This is a genomic window from Rhodopila sp. (genome assembly GCF_965277165.1).
Classification (GTDB): domain Bacteria; phylum Pseudomonadota; class Alphaproteobacteria; order Acetobacterales; family Acetobacteraceae; genus Rhodopila.
Window position 1 is genome coordinate 1,431,947 of the sequence record NZ_CBDICE010000006.1, and the last position, 16,845, is coordinate 1,448,791.

A 16,845-nucleotide genomic window follows, 5' to 3' on the forward strand; every position below is an offset into this window, starting at 1 on the left:
ATTACGCCGCGAGTTGCGCCAGGTCGGGCAGCAACGGGCTGTCGGTGCCGATGACCTTGCCGGCGCGAACGACGCTGTCCGGATGCAGCAATTGTTTGGCGATCACCTGTTTTCCGTTAGAATCACGCAACGTCCATTCGCCCTTCAATATGCGGAAGACCGAGATATCGGCGTCCATGCCGGGCTTCAGCGCGCCGATCGTGTCCTGCATCCGCAGCAGCTTCGCGGCATTGCTGGTCGCCATCGCGACGACCTGAGGCAGGGTGACGCCCAGCGCCATCAGTTCGCTCATGGCGTGGTGCAGGCCATAGGGCGTGGAGAACGGCAGCGCGGCATCCTCGTCGGCCTTGTCCTCGGCGGGCACCACGTCGTCGGTGTCGGTGAACATGCCGCGATACCAGCGGCCACCGTTGGGATACTTGATGTTGTAGCCGTGCAGGTCGGCGCCCAAAGTGGTCGGCAGGATGCCGGCGTCGATTACCGCGCGGGCGTTGTCAAAGCTGAAATGGGCGCCGCGCCCGACGTCGATGGTGACGCCCTTGGCCAGCGCCTCGAAGATCAGCGGATGGATCGCACCGTCCGCCCCGACGAAGCCCGATGGATAGCGGGTGAACGGATGCGCCAGCACGTCGCCGGCGTCGAGCAGCGGCACGACCTGCTCGATGATCTCCCGCGGGTTGACGTCGCTGCCCTCTTTCTGCGGCCACAGCGTGCCGAGGTGGACATAGAGCGGCAGCCCCAGCTCGCGCCCCGCCTTCTTGCCCAGCTTCAGCGATTCCAGGCCCCAACGGGAGAAGCCACCCGGTTCGGCGTGCGCCTCGATGCCCTTGATCAGGTCGGGATACTGACGGGCGGTCTTGACGATGGCGGCGACGTTGATGCCGGTCGGGCCGTACAGATCGACGTAGCGGTGTCCCAGTAATCCGCCGGCCAGATAGCTGGAAATGAAGCACAGCACGCGGCTTTGCGACGGTTCGACGATGAACTGCTTGAAGCCGCCGAAGGTCAGGGCCGACGGGCCGCCCTGGTCGACCACCGTGGTGACGCCGCCGCGTACCCCCACGAGGTCGGCGTTCAGGCCGAAATCGCCGGTGACGTGTTCGTAGATATGTGCGTGCGTGTCGATCAGACCCGGTGTGACGATCGCGCCCGACAGATCCAGGCGCGTGGCGCCGGCCGGGACGGGTAGGTCGGGACCCACGGCGGTGATTTTGCCGGCGGCGACGGCGACATCCAGGATGCCGTCGGTGCCGGTGGCGGGATCGATGACCCGGCCACCCTTCAGCACCAGGTCACTGGTGCCGGGCAGCGACGATAATGTTGCGTTCATGCCTTCAACTCCTCAGAGAACGGTCGCGATTCGCGCCGGGCGGGCGATGGGAACCGGGGAAGTGAAGTAAGCCGATCATCCGCGCCAAGCCTTCTTCACCCGCCATTCCAGCACGGCGATGACGGCGTAGAGGCCGAGGCCAATGACGCACAATACCACCAGCGCGGCGAAGATGCGCGCGGTTTCGGCGCGCGATCCGGCGAGCAGGATGTACGACCCAAGGCCGCGCTTGGAGGAAATGAACTCGCCGATGATGATGCCGATGACCGACAGGGTGGCGGCGACCCGCATGGCGCTGAAGAAGAACGGCAGCGCATAGGGCACCTGAACATGACGGAAGATCTGCCCCGGGCTCGCGGTCAGTGACCGGCAGAGGCGGATGGCGTTCGGATTGGCACCCAGCAGACCGGTCAAGGTGCCGATCGCGACAGGAAAAAAGCTGATGAAGGTGGAGAACACCAGTCGGGACGGGGCGTCGATCCCCAGCCAGACGACGAACAACGGCGCCAGCGCGATTTTCGGGATAAGCTGGAACACGACGAGGTTCGGGTAGAGCATCTCGCGCAGCAGCGGAGAGGCAGCCAGGATCGCGCCCGAACCGGCGCCCAAAGCGGCCGACAGCACGCAGGCGGCGGCTGCCTCGGCGGCGGTGAAGCTGCCCTGATACAGCAGCTCTGGCCAGACCGCGGACAGTTGTTGGCCGATATCGCTGGGTGCCGGCAGGATGACCGGCGGAATGGCCCAGAACCGGGCGGCGGCCTGCCAGCCGATCAGCAGCACCGCCGCGGTCAGGATGGGCAGAAACAGGGTCAGCGCCTGCTCGCGGTCCGGCATGGAGATCATGGCCGGGGTATTTTGCGACGATCCACCCGCTTGGCGATCCCAACCGGTTCATGCATGCGCCGGCATCCGCGCCGCGCGATGGGAATGCTCGATCATCCCGCGCAGCTCGCCGCACAGCGTGTTGAAGATTTTCGTTTCGCCTACCGATGGATCGCGCGGGCGCGGAATCGGCACCGTGATATCGGCGACAACGGTCGCCGGTCGGCGGTTCATCACCAGCACCCGGTCGGCGAGATAGACCGCCTCGCGGATCGAGTGCGTGACGAACAGCGCGGTCTTGGTATAGCGGCTCCAGATATCCAGCAGCGCGTCGTTCATTTCGTCGCGGGTGATGGCATCGAGCGCCGAAAATGGTTCGTCCATCAACAGGATATCCGGATCATAGACCAGCGCGCGACAGATCGCCGCGCGCTGGCGCATGCCACCGGAGAGCTGATGCGGCTTGTGATTCTCGAACCCGTTCAGCCCGACCAGGCTGATCAGCTCGCGGGCCCGAACCATGTGTTCCTTGCGCGGACGGTGCAGCAACTCGATCGGGAACATCACGTTGTCCAGCACCGATTTCCACGGCAGCAAGGTGCTTTCCTGGAACATCACGCCGATGCTCGTGCGTGGACCGGCCATCGGCGCGCCGTCGACGTTGATGGTGCCCGAGGTGATGCTCTCCAGGCCGCCGCACATCATCAGCAGGGTCGATTTGCCGCAGCCGGACGGCCCGAGGATCGCCACGAACTCCCCTCGCCGGATGGAGAACGAGACGCCGGCCACCGCTTCCACCTTCCCCTTGGCGGAATCGTAGATCTTCCATGCGTTGTCCGCGCGAATGCACTCGCCGTGCGCGATGTCATTACCTAAAGAGATCGTGGTATTCCTTCACCTGTGCCTCGGCCTTTGTCCATTCGTCCGGCGATAGTTTGACGTCGCCGATGAACTCATTAGTGAACAGGTCAGCCGGGACCGGCGGCTTGTCGCCCGGGGCGCCGAGGTACTTCATCACGAGGTCGGTCATGCGGACATAGTCGGCTTCCTCGACGCGCCCGATGCCGTACTGTTTGGCCGGCGGCTCGATCACCGTCATGGCGAAGATGCCAAGGCCGGTCTGGATCTGCTTCGGGCCGTTGACCGCCAGTGCCGCCTCCGGCACCTGCTTGAGGAACAGGCTGACAGCCTCGCGCGGCTGCAGCAGGCAGAACCGGGTCGCCTTGGTCAGGCCCTTGGCGATGGCCTCGCACAGCTTGGGATCGGATTTGAGCACCTCGGGCCGGGTCAGCACGGCGTTGTTGTAGAATTTCAGACCGTAGGCACTGTACGGCATGAACCGGACCGGCTTGTTGTTCGCCACGAACACCGGCGCGATCGAGATGGCGAAGCCGCAGATCGCGTCGACCTGACGCTCCATCAATATGCGCTGGCGGACATTGGGATCGACCTGGACCAGCTTCACGGTCTTCAGATCCAGGCCGGAGGCTTTGGCGAATGCCGGCAGGAACGGATACTCGCCGGAATTCACCGTCCCACCGATGGATTTTCCGTCGAGGTCCTTCGGTACGCGGACCGGCGAGTCACCCAGCACAGCGAGCGTCATCGTCGCGTCGTAGCCGAGCGAGGCGATCGACACCGTGGGCAGGCCCTTGGCGGCTTGCTGGATACCGGCCGAGGCCGCGGCCAGGCCGAAATCGAAGCGCCCGGCACCAACCGCCTGCGCCGCGGCGACGGACCCATAACCACGGCTGATTTCCACATCCAGCCCGGCGTCCGCCCAGTAGCCGTTGGCCTTGGCGACGAAGGCGACGGCGTTGGAGCCCTCGGCCACCCAGGGCAGGGTCAGGCGTATCTTTCGCGACGGCGCGGCGCGCAGACGGTGCGACAGGATGAACGGGGCGGCCAAGGCCGTGGACGTCAGGATCGCTCGGCGGGACAACATGCAGCCAAGGCTCCTTTCGCAGGCTGTCGGAAACCAAGCAATCGTTGTGCCATGGAATGAATGGGCCTTCCGGCGGCTCTGGCCGACCAGGTGATCACTATGCGATCAAACGCCCGCATATTGGGCTACGCAGGGATAGTGGAGCCGTTCGCCGGCCGCGTAGTTTCACCTGTCGTGACGCCGCGGACCAGTTGGCACCCAAATTGCTGCGACGCATCACTGTGTCGGCACAACAACGAAATCGCCCTCGCGACCACACCTACCGGAGGTTCGCATGTTCCACCTAGGATGGTTCGTCGGCAAAGGCTATTCGGTGCATGAATGGAACAAACCCTGGAGCGGGACGATCGGGCAGGACTGGATGGAACCCGATCTCTATCTCGACCTGGCCCGAGCGCTGGAGCGCGCCTGCTTCGACTACATGCTGATCGAGGATGGATCGTTCGTCGCGGACGCCTACAAGGGGTCCGCGGAATACTACCTGCGCAACGCCTACGCGGTTCCGAAGTCCGATCCGCTGCCGCTCGTCCCGCTGCTCGGTCACGTCACCAAGCGCCTGGGCATCGTTGCCACCGTCGCAACAAGTTTTTATCCGCCGTTTCTGGCGGCTCGGCTCGGCGCCACGTTGGACCACCTGACGCATGGCCGGGTTGGCCTGAACATCGTCACCGCGCACAACGACCGTGCCGCGCAGAACTTCGGCCTCGACCGGCATTACGAGCACGACCTGCGCTATGAAATGGCCGACGAGTGGATGGAGGTCGTCAACCGTCTCTGGGCGTCTTGGGAACCGGATGCGATCGTTGCGGATCCGCAGACCGGGGTCTTCGCCGACCACAGCAAGGTCCACCCGATCCACTTCGAGGGCCGCTACTACAAATCCCGCGGCCCGCTGAATACCGCACCCGGGCCGCAGGGGCGTCCGGTGATCTGCCAGGCCGGTGGTTCGCCGGCCGGTATCGCGTTCGCCGCCAGACACGCCGACAGCGTTATCGCCAAGGTGCGCGGCGCGGCGGCGGCGAAATCGTTCCGCCAACGGCTGTCCGCGCAGATGCAACCTCTGGGGCGCAAGCCGAGTGACTGCAAGGTGCTGTTCGCCACGTCGGTCGTCCTCGGTGACACGATGGACGATGCACGCGACAAGCGCGCCAGGATGACCGCGGCACTGGCCGACTCGATGGAAACAAGGCTGGCCGGCATGTCCTATCTCAGCATGGTCGATTTTTCGAAATACGACCTGGACGCGCCGCTGCCGACGATCACGACCAATGCGTCACGGGCCTCGTTCGAGGCCTATCTGTCCGGCGACGGCGGCAAGACATTGCGCGATATGCTGCTTGACCCCAGCGGCGGCGGCCTCGACTTTGTCGGGACGCCCGACAGCATTGCCGCCGAGATGGGCGAGATCATGCAGGACGTCGGCGGCGACGGGATCCTGATTCAGGATCCGCTGACGCGAAAAACCGTTGCCGAGATCACCGATGGACTGGTTCCAGCACTGAAACGGCGAAGCCTGGTGCGAAAAGCTTACCAGCACGAGCGGTTCCGGGACAATCTGCTGGCGTTCTGAGCGGATCAGGCCACCGCTTCCTCGGTCTTGTTCACCATCCGCAGGAAGCGGCGCGTGCGCTCCTGGACCGGCCGGTCGAGAACCTGTTCGGCGTCGCCCTGTTCGACGATCACGCCGCCATCCATGAACAGGATGCGGTCGGCGACCTCGCGCGCGAAGCGGACCTCGTGGGTCACGATGATCATCGTCATGCCGGCTTCGGCCAGGCCGCGGATCACCGCCAGAACCTCCCCCACCAGCTCCGGATCCAACGCGGAGGTCGGCTCATCGAACAGCATCACCCGCGGCGACACGGCAAGGGCGCGGGCGATCGCCACCCGCTGCTGCTGGCCGCCTGACAACTGGTGTGGATATTGGCGGGCGTGGTGCGCCAGGCCGACCGCGGCCAGCAGGCGCATGGAGACGGCACGCGCGTTGTCGGGCGATTGGCCATAGACCGTCACCGGTGCCTCGGCGACATTGTCGAGTGCGCTCAGGTGGTCGAATAGGTTGAAGTGCTGGAACACCATGCCGATCCGCGCCCCGGCACGCGCCTGCGCCAATTTGCGGATGGAGCGAAAGCCGCCGCCGGGCACTCTTTCGTAACCGACATGACCGCCATGAACGGTGATCTCGCCCCAATCCAACGCTTCCAGATGATTGATCAGCCGCAGCAAGGTGCTTTTGCCGGAGCCGCTCGGTCCCATGATCACCACGACCTCGCCGCTGCGGACGGTCATGTCGACGCTTTTCAACACCTCCCGCGGGCCATAGGATTTCTGCACGTTCCGGCAGACGACGCAGGGGCCGGCGTCGGTGCTGGCCAGGTCGCGGCAGATGCTGGCGATCAGCGTGGGCAGACGCTCACGCGGCGGTTCGGGATGGGTCCCGGATTCCGGCACCGGCGGGCGGCCCCGTCCCATGGCCGTCAGCAAGCGCTGCCGGATGCCGCCGCGATCCTCCCGCATGAAATCGAACCGGCGTTCCGCGCCAAGCTGGGCCAGCGCGACGGCGCTGGTCATCACCAGGTAGATCATTCCGGCAGCCGCGAAGACCTCGAAGAAGCGGAAATTCTGCGCGACGATCTGTTCGGCGCGAAAGGTCAGTTCGTTTACGAAGATCACCGACGCGATCGACGTCCCTTTGATCAGGCTGATCGTCTGGTTGGCAAGCGCCGGAAGGATCGCCCGCATGGCCTGCGGCAGGATGATCCGCCGCAGGGTGAGCAGCGGCGGCATCCCCAGCGCGCTGGCCGCGGTGCTCTGGCTGCGGTTGACCGATACGATACCGCCACGGATTATCTCGGCGGTGAAGGCGGCTTCGTTCAATGAGAAGCCGACCACCGCGGTGGTGAAGGTGCCGAATGTCAGGCCCACCGCCGGCAATACGTCGAAGATGAACACCAGTTGCAGCAGCAGTGGCGTGCCGCGCATGAACCAGATGTAGAACCAGGCGATGCCGCTGAGGATCGCACTGCGCGACAACCGCAACAGCGCCAGGCCAAGGCCGAGGATCAGCCCCACCAGCATCGCCAGTCCAGCGATTTCGAGGGCCAAAAGCGCACCCTGCAACAGGAACGTCGAGGTCAGGTAGCCTAGAAGATGGGTCGACATGCCATCGATGACCTGCGAGAGACGCGGGCGCGCGGTTTCGACGCCCCGGTGGTAGCGGCCGGACTGCCGGCAATGACATCCGCCGATGCAGATGTCCCGTCCAGGCCGGACCGCTGCATGCTTTTTAGGCGTAACCGCCCTGTGTGACGCAGCCACTCGCGCCCGATCCTGATGCGGCGCCGCGCACTCATTTCGTCAGGATGACAGGCTGAAGCTGCAGCTTCGGATCCAGCTTGTACGACGCATAGATCTTGGCGATCTGACCGGTCGCCAGGGTTGCCGCCATGGCGTCGGCGATCGCCTGCTCAAGCTCCGTCCGCCCCTTGGCGGTGGCAATACCGACCTTGACGTCCGGCAGGAAGTTGAAGCCGGTGGTCATGGCAGGATGTTCAGCAGTCGCCGCCGCGGCCATAGCGGATGAGGACAGCACGATGTCCGCACGGTTCGTTTCGATCATTTGCCATGCGCTCGGTCGGTCCTGATAGGTGATGACCTGGATCGGCTGTTTACCTGCCTGCGTGCACTTCTGGTTGAGGTTGATCAATAGCAACGCCTCGACAGTGCCCAGACCGGCGACCGCGCGAACCCCACACAGATCGTCCAGCGACGTGATATTCTTCGGGTTGCCCTTGCGCAGCACGGCGGTATCGGATGCCAGGCTATACAGGACGTAATCGACCCGCTGGGCACGTTGCGGCGTGTAATACAGATCGTCCCACATGACGTCGATACGCCCGGATGCGACGGCCGGCAGCAGGCCCGACCATGCGGCGATCTGGAAGGTCACCGGAACGCCAATGCACGCGAACACGGCGCGGGCATAATCGGCGTCGGCACCCAGGATGTGGTCGGGGTTGTTCGGGTCATGGTAGCTGTAAGGCAATGACACCGCGTCCTGACCGACGACGACGGTCTTGCCGGCAAGACCGGGATAGCGCTTTGCCACCTGCTCCGGCTGGCATGGCTTCACGTCGGTGGCGTGCGCCTGGTGGCCCAGCGCCAGCAAGGCAACGGCGCTGACCGCGACCCGAAAGCATATACCGAACAGCCTGATCATCGCGTTGCTTTCTCGAAAAAAGGCATGGCGGGCGGGCCTATCAGTGCCTCGCCGCATATCGCGGATGGCCAGCCCGCATGTGATCCGGATCTAGCAACCCGCGTGCCAAAATCCGACGGCGTGCGCGCGGATTGCCTGGCATGGCAACTGCATGCCCGACAGCATTACATTCGAGGCGCCGAATGGCAGAGAACGAGATGCTGTTCCACATGGTGCATGGCGGCCCGAAGCCGGTCGCCCCGTTCAGTCATGCGGTGGAGTGTGGGGGATGGATCTTCCTCACCGGACAGATGCCCGATACGCCGGCGTCTCCGGGTGTGTTGCCCGACGGCATAGAGGCGCAGACCCACAACGTGATGGCGAACCTGAAGACGGTGCTGACCGGGATCGGGCTGGGGCTGCAGCACGTGACCATGGTGCGGATCTATCTGACCCATTTCGATAGCGACTACGCGCCAATGAATGCGGTCTACCGGGACTATTTCCCGCAAGGCCGCCGGCCCGCGCGCACCTGCATCGGCACCACCGGCCTGGCCTACGGCGCCAGGATCGAAATCGACATGGTCGCCCACCGGCCAGCCTGACGATTCCAAGGAGTCCCTTATGGCCCCGCTCGATCATTACGACGAACCCGGCGAGACGCCCTATCGCCGCCACGGCATCCCCAAACTCGGCTTCGAGAACTACTGGTATCCGATCATCCTGAATTCGGAACTTGGCCGCAAGCCGAAGGCGGTGCGGCTGCTCGGCCGCGACATCGTGCTGTTCCGCGATAGGAACAAGCTGTTCGCTTTGGAGGATCGCTGCCCACACCGCGGGGTCAAGCTGTCGCTGGGCCATTGCAGCTACCCCGGCAGCGGCACCATCTCCTGCCCGTACCACGGCTGGACGTTCGAGGGCGCCAGCGGGCGTCTGCTCGCGGCGCTGATGGAAGGACCGGACGCTGCTGTGGTCCGCAAGGTGGAGGTCCCCCATTATCCCGTTCAGGCCCATGCCGGCCTGATATGGCTCTGGCCTGGCAGCATGACGCCCGGCAACCTTGTCGACGAAGTGCCGGCGTGGATCGGCGACCAGGGCAGCTTCTTCAATATCTCGATGTATACGGATTACCGCTGCAACTGGCGTTGGCTGGTGGACAACTGGCCGCAGGACCACCACGCCCAGTATGTTCATCGCAACTCTCCGGAGCTGATCTTCCAGCCCCAGCTGCCCTACGCGCTGAACCTCGATCCGCAACCGTTGGAGGGCAACAAGGGTCTCGCCATCAAGCGCTCCGGTGGCATGACCGGGGCGGATTATCCCGGACTTGGCCGCTTCCCACGGCCCGAGTGGTGGCGGTTCATGAAGCCGACAGGCCGCGGCGCGACGGCGGGCTTCGAGAACTCGAAAGCTCGCAAGGTGTATGGGATCAAGAACCAGTCGGAGATCTGGCTACCCGGGTTGACCGTCGTCGGCCGATTGAGCGGCGAGTACTGCCTGATCCAGTGGGCGGTGCCGATCGATGGCGAGACCACGCGCTGCTTCAATATCAACAACTGGCGCCGGATGGGCCGGGGACGGGAGTGGTTCGCTCGGGCGCATTACTATCTGTTCCGTCGCTGGGTGCACGACCGGATGTTCTCCGATCAGGACAAAGCCCTGATCGAGTCGACGGTGCCGGGGCCGGAACGTCTTTCCAGGACCGATGTCGGGGTGATCGCGTGGCGCAAGTTCGCCGGTGCCTCGGCACGGCGCCCCGTTGGGGACCAACCCGCACGGCTCGATGTCGCGTGATGCAAACCTGCGGCGCCCCTTATTTGTCGATGCATCAGCCAAAGCAGATTTTGCACGACTGGGCCTCATGGCCATCGTTGGCCGGTCCAACGCGCCGATCCAACCGAGGCGCGGCCTGCAACAGGGTCCGGGTGTAGGGGTGCTGCGGGGCCGCGAAGACCTGTTCGGTCGGCGCACACTCGACGATTTCGCCACGCAACATGATCGCGACGCGGTCGGACAGACGCTGCACCACGGACAGATCGTGGGAGATGAACAGGTAAGTCAGGCCGAACATCCGGCGCAGATCCAACAGCAGGTTCAGCACGGTTGCCTGCACCGACATGTCCAGGCCGGAGGTCGGTTCGTCCAGGATCAACAGCCTGGGCCGTAACAGCAGCATCCGAGCCAGCGCGACCCGGCGCAACTGGCCGCCCGAGAATTCGTGCGGGAAGCCGCGTCCGGCCTCCGGGTCGAGGCCGACGGCGGTCAGCATGGCGTCGACGCGGGCATGGCGTTCGGCGGCGGGTCCGGTACCATGGATGCGCAGACCCTCCCGCAGTGTGGCACCGATGCTCCACCATGGGTCCAGTGCGGCGGCGGCGTCCTGGTGGACATACTGGATGTCGCGGCGGCGGGCGCGCGCCTGGCGCGGTGCCAGGCCGCTGACGACCGCGCCATCGAGGCGCACCTCGCCCGATGTCTCGCGCTGCAGACCCAGGATGGTGCGGCCGATCGTGGTCTTGCCGGAGCCGGACTCGCCGACCAAAGCGAGGATCTCGCCCTGCTGGATCGACAGGCTGACCCGGTTGACGGCGCGCGTGCGTTCGACTGTCGGGCGAAACCAGGAACCGGAGCCGCCCAGCAGCACGGAGAGGTCGGTGACCTCCAGGATCGGCTGGGTCATGCCGCGCGGATGCAGCGGACATCGGTGCCGGCATGGACGACCGCAGGCAACGCAGCGGAACACACTGGTTCCCGGTAGGCACAGCGCGGCCCGAAGCGGCAACCTTGCGGCATGCGGACTGGCGACGGCACGGTGCCGGGGATGCCGACAAAGGCGGCGGCGCGCTCCGGATGGCAGGCGAGCAACGCCTGGGTGTAGGGGTGGCAGGCCGCGTTAAGCACCGTCCGCACCGGACCGGATTCGACGGTCTGGCCAGCATAGATGACACAGAGCGTGTCGCACAGTTCAGCGACAACCCCCAGATCGTGGGTGACGAACAGCAGCGAGACATCAAGTTCGTCGACCAGTTCGCGCAGCAGCTTCAGGATCTCGTGCTGGGTCGTGACATCGAGCGCCGTGGTAGGCTCGTCGGCGATGATCAGGGCAGGGGCGCAGGCCAGGGCAGCGGCGATCAGCAGGCGCTGGCGCTGGCCGCCGGAAAATTGATGCGGGTAGCGCTCCAGCGCTTCGGCCGGATCGGGCACGCGCAGCCGGGTCAGCAGGTTGACCAGCCTGGCGATGTGGTCGCGCCGGGTGCTGCCCTGGGGGGCGTGGTCGCGCATGATCTCCAGCATCTGGGTGCCGACCTTGAACACCGGATTGAGCGACAGCAGCGGGTCCTGCGGGATGAAGCCGATGCGGCTGCCGCGGATGCGCTGGTTGAGTTCGGCCTCGGTGAACGCCAGCAGGTTCTCGCCCTCGAAGATGATTTCCCCGGCATTGACCCGCGCGGCGGGCGGCAGTATGCCGAGGATGGCGCGGATAAGGGTCGATTTGCCGCAGCCGGATTCGCCGACGACACCCAGCACCTGGCCCTTTTCCAGCGTCAACGTTACGTCATCGAGCACGTTGGCGGGGCCGGCGTCGGTTCGAAAGGCGATCTTCAAACCACGCACGGAAAGGGTCGGAATCATGGGACGGGCTGGACCGGCGTCATCGCGAACGCCGCAGCCGGGGATCGATCAGGTCGCGCAACCCGTCGCCCAGCAGGTTGAAACCCATGACCGTCAGCAGGATCGCCAAACCAGGATACAGCGCATACCACCATGCACCGGGCAGGTAGACGCGGCTTTGTGCGATCGTCAGGCCCCAATCGGGCGCCGGCGGCGTCGCGCCCATGCCCAGGAAACCCAGCACCGCCGCGGTCAGGATGGTGAAACCCAGCCCGATGGTGGCGCGGACGATGATGGGGGAGGCGGTGTTCGGCAGAATATGCAGAAACACGATGCGCCAGGGGCTGGCACCGATCCCGTGCAGCGCGTCGACGAAAAGCGATTGCGACAGGCGCTGGGCCTCCGCGTGAACGCTGCGGGTGAAGAACGGCCAATAGGTCAGTGACAGCGCCAGCATCGCACTTTCCAGCGACGGCGACATCAATTGCGCGATCGCCAGCGCCAGGATCAGTTGCGGAATGGCCAAAACCATGTCGGTGAAGCGCATGATCGCCTGCGACAGCGGCCCCGGCCGGTAGCCGGCGATCAGGCCGAGCGGAATGCCGATCGCCATCGCGATGCCAACCACGGTGAAGGCGACCTGAAGCGCGCCCCGCGCCCCCAGGATGACGCGGGACAGGATATCGCGGCCCAGATTGTCGGTGCCGAACGGGAAGGCGCCGGTGGGCGGTTTCAGGCGGCGCACCAGGTGGGACGCCGAGGCGTCGGCGGGGTAGGGCGCCAGCCAGGGCGACAGCAGCGCGATAAGCACCACCGCCAGCACCAGCGCCAGCCCGATCATCGCCGGCATGTCGCGGCCCAGTTTGCGCAGCACCGGGCTCATCGACGGTCCATCAGCCTCGGGTCAATAAGCCCATGCACCACATCGGTCAGGATGTTGACCACGGCGTAGACGACACCGATCAGCAGGGTGACGGCCAGCATCACCTGGTGGTCGCCGGTCAGAATAGCGTTGACGGTGTAGTTGCCGATGCCGGGCCAGTCGTAAATCGCCTCCACCACCACGCCGCCGGCGATCAGGCTGCCGAACAGCAGGCCGATCTGGGTGATCGTGGCGGTGACGGAATTGCGCAGGACGTAAAGCCAGATCAGCCGCTTGCGGCGGTAGCCCATGGCGCGTCCATAGGTGACGAAGTCCTGCTGCAGCGTATCCAGCACGCCGGCGCGGGTGAAGCGGACGATCCCGGACATGCCGCCGAGCGCCAGTGTCACCGCCGGCAGCACCAGATGTGCCAGCACGTCGCGGAACACGTCCCAGCGGCCGGTCAGCACGCTGTCGATCAGCATGAAGCCGGTGATGCGCACCGGCGGCGTCAGCGCATCCGACAGTTCTCCGCGCAGCGGCAGCCAGCCCAACCGCATGCAGAAGAACAGTTGCAGCATGATCGCCACCCAGAACGCAGCGACCGCCACACCCGCCACCGACAGGATGCGCAAGGCAAAATCCGGCCACTGGTTGTGGCGCAGCGCCGCGAAGACCCCCAGCGGCACGCCGACACCGATGGAGATCAGCATCGCCGCGACAGTCAGCTCCAACGTCGCCGGCAGGCGCTGGGCAATGTCCAGCGCGACCGGCCGGTGGGAGAAGGCGCTTTCGCCGAAATCGAACCGCATCGCGTGGCCGGCATAAATGAAGAACTGCTGCCAGACCGGGCGGTCGAAGCCATACTGGTGGCGGATCTCGGCAATCTGGCGCGGTGACGCGGAATCGCCCGCCAACGCCACCGCCGGGTCGGATGGCACGACCCGGATCAGCACGAAGATCAGCACCAGCAGGCCCAGCAGAGAGGGCACGACGAGCAGGCAACGGTGCAGGATAAATCGGAACATTATCGCCCAGTCTCGTGCTTCGGCGGCGCGCCAGCCGTCGATCCGCCAGGCCCGGTCACTGCGCGACTTGTACGGCTGTGCGATCGAACACTAGATCGAGATCCAGCGCATCTCGCAGCCTTGCCCGACCGTACAGAACCGCCTTCCTTTCACCCGATTGGCGATGCCTTGCAACTGCATGGAGTTGTATATCCAGATGTCGGGGCAGTCGGCAACGATCAGACGGATGGCTTCTTCATACAACGGCGCTCGGTCGGCCTGGTCGCGGCCGATGCGGGCCTTGCGCAGCAGCGCATCGACCTTCGGGTTGGTGTAGTACGAGGATGCCTTCCAGGTGCCGTGGAACTGGCTGTCGTACATCTGGCCAACCCAGTTCTCGGGATCGACGAAATAGGCGCTGACCCAGTGGACCCACATGTCCGGACAGGATTCCGGCTTCACCACGTTGGTGGTCATGTTGGCCCAGGTATCCGGCACGACTTTCAGGTTGATGCCAATATCGGCCAGGTCGCTCTGGAACATCTGCGCCGCCTGCACGCTCTGATCGTTTTCCGACTGCACGTGCAGTTCGATCGGACGCTTGACGTTGGCGCCCTCGGCGATGGCCTTGGTGATGTATTCCTTGGCCATCTTCATGTCGTAGTCGTAGCCTTTGATTCCCTTCGGGTAGCCCCACAAATTGTCGGGCAGCGGCGCCGGATCGCGTGTCGCGTAGCCGCCCAGGATGTCGTTGATGAAACCCATGTAGTTGAAGGCGTGGGCGAAGGCCTTGCGGACGTTGATGTTGTCGAACGGCGGCCGCATGTTCTGCATGCGCACAACGAAGATGCGCATCACCTTGTTCTGCTCGACATGGGCGATCTTCGACGCATTGATCCGGTCCACCTGGTCCGCCGGCAAATTGGTGTCGGTCCAGTCCATAGACCCGTTGAGCAACGCCAGGATGCGGGTCGAGGTCTCCTTGGTCGGGCGCATCGCCAGTTTCTTCACCGGGTTCCTGTTATCCTCCCAGCCCATGAAATGATCGGGGAAGATGTCCATATCGAGCACTTCGAGCGGCAGGTAGGTGTCCGGCACGATGCTGTAGGCACCCGATCCGGCATCGTTCGACGCTACCCAGGACTTGCCCCAGTCACCGTCCTTTTCATGTGGCTTGATGACGCGCTGGTTGACGATCGACACCAGCGGAATGGCCGCGAAGAACGGCGCATAAGGCTTGGACAGCACAAAGCGCACCGTATGCGTGTCCGGCGCCGTGACGTTCTGGGGCTTCAGGATCGGCAGGAAGGCGCCGGCGGGAGCCAGCTTAAGTCCGAGCACCCGATGGAAGCTGTAGACGACATCATCGGCGGTCAGTTCGCTGCCATCGTGGAATTTCACCCCGGGGCGCAACTTGAATTCCCAGGTCAAGCCGTCGTCGGACTGCGTATGGCTGGTCGCCAGCCAGGGCACGATCTCCGGCGGGTCGTTTTCATAACGGTACAGATTGTCATAGGCGTTGAACATGACGGTCTGCATCGGCACATCGAAGATCTGGTGCGGATCGAGGTTCGAGGGCAGGCCCCAGCCGGACACGAAGGTGCCGTTGTCGGCCGCGTAGCCCGGCAGCGTGACAAGCGAGGCGGCGGCGAGTACGCCGAAGCCGCGCCGGGTGAGGTTGACGGTTTTCATTCCGCCACCGCCGGTAGACCCGTCCAACGGCTGGCAGGTTTCGGCAGTCCGAGATTTTCGCGCAATGTCTTACCCTCATAAGCTGTCCGGAACAGGTCGCGTCGTTGCAGTTCTGGTATCACCATGTCGACGAAGTCGGTCAGCGACCCAGGCAGGAAAGCCGGCATGACGTTGAAACCGTCGCAGGCACCGTTGCGGAACCAGTGCTCCATGACGTCGACGATGTCCGCGGGCGTTCCGATGGTCAGCAGATGTCCGCGCGGGCCGGCGTTCAGCAGGCATAGTTCCCACATCGTCAGGTTGTCGCGGCGGGCGGCCTCCAGTAGCAGGCGCTGGCGGGAAAGCGGGCCGTTGGTGTCGGCCATGTCCGGCACCGGACCGTCCAGCGGATACTGCGCCAGGTTCGGCACGCCTATCGTGTGTTCCAGCACCTGGATGCCGACGCTGGGGTGGATCAGCGACTGCAGGAAATCGAATTTATCCTGTGCTTCCGCGCGGCTGCGGCCAACGACAGGATAAAGACCCGGCATGACCTTCACCTCATGCTGGGTGCGGCCGTAGCGCGGCAGGCGGGCCATGATGTCGCCATAGAATTCGGCGGCTTGCTCAAAGGTGTTCTGGGCGGTGAACACGAGCTCCGCCATGCGGGCCGCCAGATCGCGGCCGGTGTCGGACGCGCCGGCCTGCACCAGCACCGGTCGGCCCTGCGGGGAACGCGCGACGTTCAGCGGCCCACGGACGGAGAAGTGCTTGCCCTTGTGGTTCAACACGTGGAGCTTGGTAGTGTCGTAATTGACGCCTGATTGCTTGTCCCGGATGAAAGCGTCCTCATCCCAACTATCCCACAAACCGGTGACAACCTGGGCGAATTCTGCTGCTCTGTCGTAACGGTCGGCGTGGGCAGAATGCGTGTCGCGCCCATGGTTGAAGGCTTCTGCCTCATTATTGGACGTCACCAGATTCCAGCCGGCACGCCCACCGCTGATCTGGTCCATGGAGGCAAACTGCCGAGCGAGCGTGTATGGCTCATTGTATGTCGATGTGCAGGTGGCGACGAGGCCAAGATGCTTTGTCACCGCCGCCAGGGCGGACAGCACGGTGATCGGTTCGAACTTGACTGTCTTGCCCATGCGCCCGCGGGCCTCGGCCGAACCCATGGTGCTGACAGCGGCACTGTCGGCAAGGAACAGCAGATCGAACAGGCCGCGTTCGGCGGTCTGCGCAACGGCTACCGATTGGGCGAAGTCGGTGCCTGACTCGGCGAAGGCGTCAGGGTGGCGCCATGCGGCGACGTGCTGACCGGTTTCGTGGACGAACGCGCCCAGGTTCATCTTGCGCATCGCAGGCTGCTCCGAATCAATCTCTGCATCCAGTATG

15 protein-coding genes are annotated in these 16,845 nt (G+C 64.6%); 3 read left to right on the top strand and 12 right to left on the bottom strand.

Annotation, left to right across the window (positions count from 1 at the left end; translation table 11 throughout):
* Window position 1 precedes the first annotated feature (1 nt).
* The 4 genes from ACQY4Y_RS18540 to ACQY4Y_RS18555 all read right to left on the bottom strand — a co-directional run bounded on the left by ACQY4Y_RS18540 (window position 2) and on the right by ACQY4Y_RS18555 (window position 4,097).
* Window positions 2-1,330 (bottom strand): amidohydrolase/deacetylase family metallohydrolase, encoded by a 1,329-nt coding sequence (locus ACQY4Y_RS18540; protein WP_428492063.1) that lies wholly within the window; start codon window positions 1,328-1,330, stop codon window positions 2-4.
* Window positions 1,331-1,405: 75 nt separating this feature from the next.
* Window positions 1,406-2,173, bottom strand: a complete 768-nt coding sequence (locus ACQY4Y_RS18545) for an ABC transporter permease (RefSeq protein ID WP_428492064.1) — start codon at window positions 2,171-2,173, stop codon at window positions 1,406-1,408.
* Window positions 2,174-2,221: 48 nt separating this feature from the next.
* The gene (locus ACQY4Y_RS18550; protein ID WP_428492065.1) at window positions 2,222-2,941 is read right to left on the bottom strand and encodes an ABC transporter ATP-binding protein; all 720 of its coding nucleotides are present in this window, start codon (window positions 2,939-2,941) and stop codon (window positions 2,222-2,224) included.
* A 79-nt stretch (window positions 2,942-3,020) separates the two neighbouring features.
* Window positions 3,021-4,097, bottom strand: a complete 1,077-nt coding sequence (locus tag ACQY4Y_RS18555; protein ID WP_428492066.1) for an ABC transporter substrate-binding protein — start codon at window positions 4,095-4,097, stop codon at window positions 3,021-3,023.
* A gap of 274 nt (window positions 4,098-4,371) precedes the next feature.
* Between ACQY4Y_RS18555 and ACQY4Y_RS18560 the strand changes: the two genes are divergently transcribed.
* Window positions 4,372-5,667, top strand: a complete 1,296-nt coding sequence (locus ACQY4Y_RS18560; protein WP_428492067.1) for an NtaA/DmoA family FMN-dependent monooxygenase — start codon at window positions 4,372-4,374, stop codon at window positions 5,665-5,667.
* Window positions 5,668-5,672: 5 nt separating this feature from the next.
* Here the strand turns inward: ACQY4Y_RS18560 and ACQY4Y_RS18565 are convergent, their stop codons facing one another.
* Both ACQY4Y_RS18565 and ACQY4Y_RS18570 read right to left on the bottom strand, forming a co-directional pair.
* On the bottom strand, window positions 5,673-7,259 hold the full coding sequence (locus ACQY4Y_RS18565) for an amino acid ABC transporter permease/ATP-binding protein (RefSeq protein ID WP_428492068.1): 1,587 nt from the start codon (window positions 7,257-7,259) through the stop codon (window positions 5,673-5,675).
* A gap of 187 nt (window positions 7,260-7,446) precedes the next feature.
* Window positions 7,447-8,316: a transporter substrate-binding domain-containing protein gene (locus tag ACQY4Y_RS18570; RefSeq protein ID WP_428492069.1), complete on the bottom strand. Its 870-nt coding sequence runs from the start codon at window positions 8,314-8,316 to the stop codon at window positions 7,447-7,449.
* 182 nt (window positions 8,317-8,498) lie between these two features.
* Between ACQY4Y_RS18570 and ACQY4Y_RS18575 the strand changes: the two genes are divergently transcribed.
* Window positions 8,499-8,900: a RidA family protein gene (locus ACQY4Y_RS18575; protein WP_428492070.1), complete on the top strand. Its 402-nt coding sequence runs from the start codon at window positions 8,499-8,501 to the stop codon at window positions 8,898-8,900.
* Window positions 8,901-8,919: 19 nt separating this feature from the next.
* The gene (locus ACQY4Y_RS18580; RefSeq protein ID WP_428492071.1) at window positions 8,920-10,089 is read left to right on the top strand and encodes a Rieske 2Fe-2S domain-containing protein; all 1,170 of its coding nucleotides are present in this window, start codon (window positions 8,920-8,922) and stop codon (window positions 10,087-10,089) included.
* A gap of 34 nt (window positions 10,090-10,123) precedes the next feature.
* Here the strand turns inward: ACQY4Y_RS18580 and ACQY4Y_RS18585 are convergent, their stop codons facing one another.
* The 6 genes from ACQY4Y_RS18585 to ACQY4Y_RS18610 all read right to left on the bottom strand — a co-directional run bounded on the left by ACQY4Y_RS18585 (window position 10,124) and on the right by ACQY4Y_RS18610 (window position 16,808).
* Complete coding sequence (locus ACQY4Y_RS18585) at window positions 10,124-10,975, bottom strand: ATP-binding cassette domain-containing protein (RefSeq protein ID WP_428492072.1); 852 nt, start codon at window positions 10,973-10,975, stop codon at window positions 10,124-10,126.
* Entirely contained in the window at window positions 10,972-11,910 is a 939-nt protein-coding gene (locus ACQY4Y_RS18590; protein ID WP_428493675.1) for an ABC transporter ATP-binding protein, read from the bottom strand. The genes ACQY4Y_RS18585 and ACQY4Y_RS18590 overlap by 4 nt, the downstream gene beginning before the upstream one ends.
* 37 nt (window positions 11,911-11,947) lie before the next feature.
* Window positions 11,948-12,790: an ABC transporter permease gene (locus ACQY4Y_RS18595; protein WP_428492073.1), complete on the bottom strand. Its 843-nt coding sequence runs from the start codon at window positions 12,788-12,790 to the stop codon at window positions 11,948-11,950.
* A complete protein-coding gene (locus tag ACQY4Y_RS18600) occupies window positions 12,787-13,797 on the bottom strand; it encodes an ABC transporter permease (RefSeq protein WP_428492074.1) in 1,011 nt (336 codons plus the stop codon). Before ACQY4Y_RS18600 ends, ACQY4Y_RS18595 begins: the two co-directional genes overlap by 4 nt.
* A gap of 90 nt (window positions 13,798-13,887) precedes the next feature.
* Window positions 13,888-15,468: an ABC transporter substrate-binding protein gene (locus ACQY4Y_RS18605; RefSeq protein WP_428492075.1), complete on the bottom strand. Its 1,581-nt coding sequence runs from the start codon at window positions 15,466-15,468 to the stop codon at window positions 13,888-13,890.
* Window positions 15,465-16,808, bottom strand: a complete 1,344-nt coding sequence (locus ACQY4Y_RS18610; RefSeq protein WP_428492076.1) for an LLM class flavin-dependent oxidoreductase — start codon at window positions 16,806-16,808, stop codon at window positions 15,465-15,467. The genes ACQY4Y_RS18605 and ACQY4Y_RS18610 overlap by 4 nt, the downstream gene beginning before the upstream one ends.
* Window positions 16,809-16,845 lie beyond the last annotated feature (37 nt).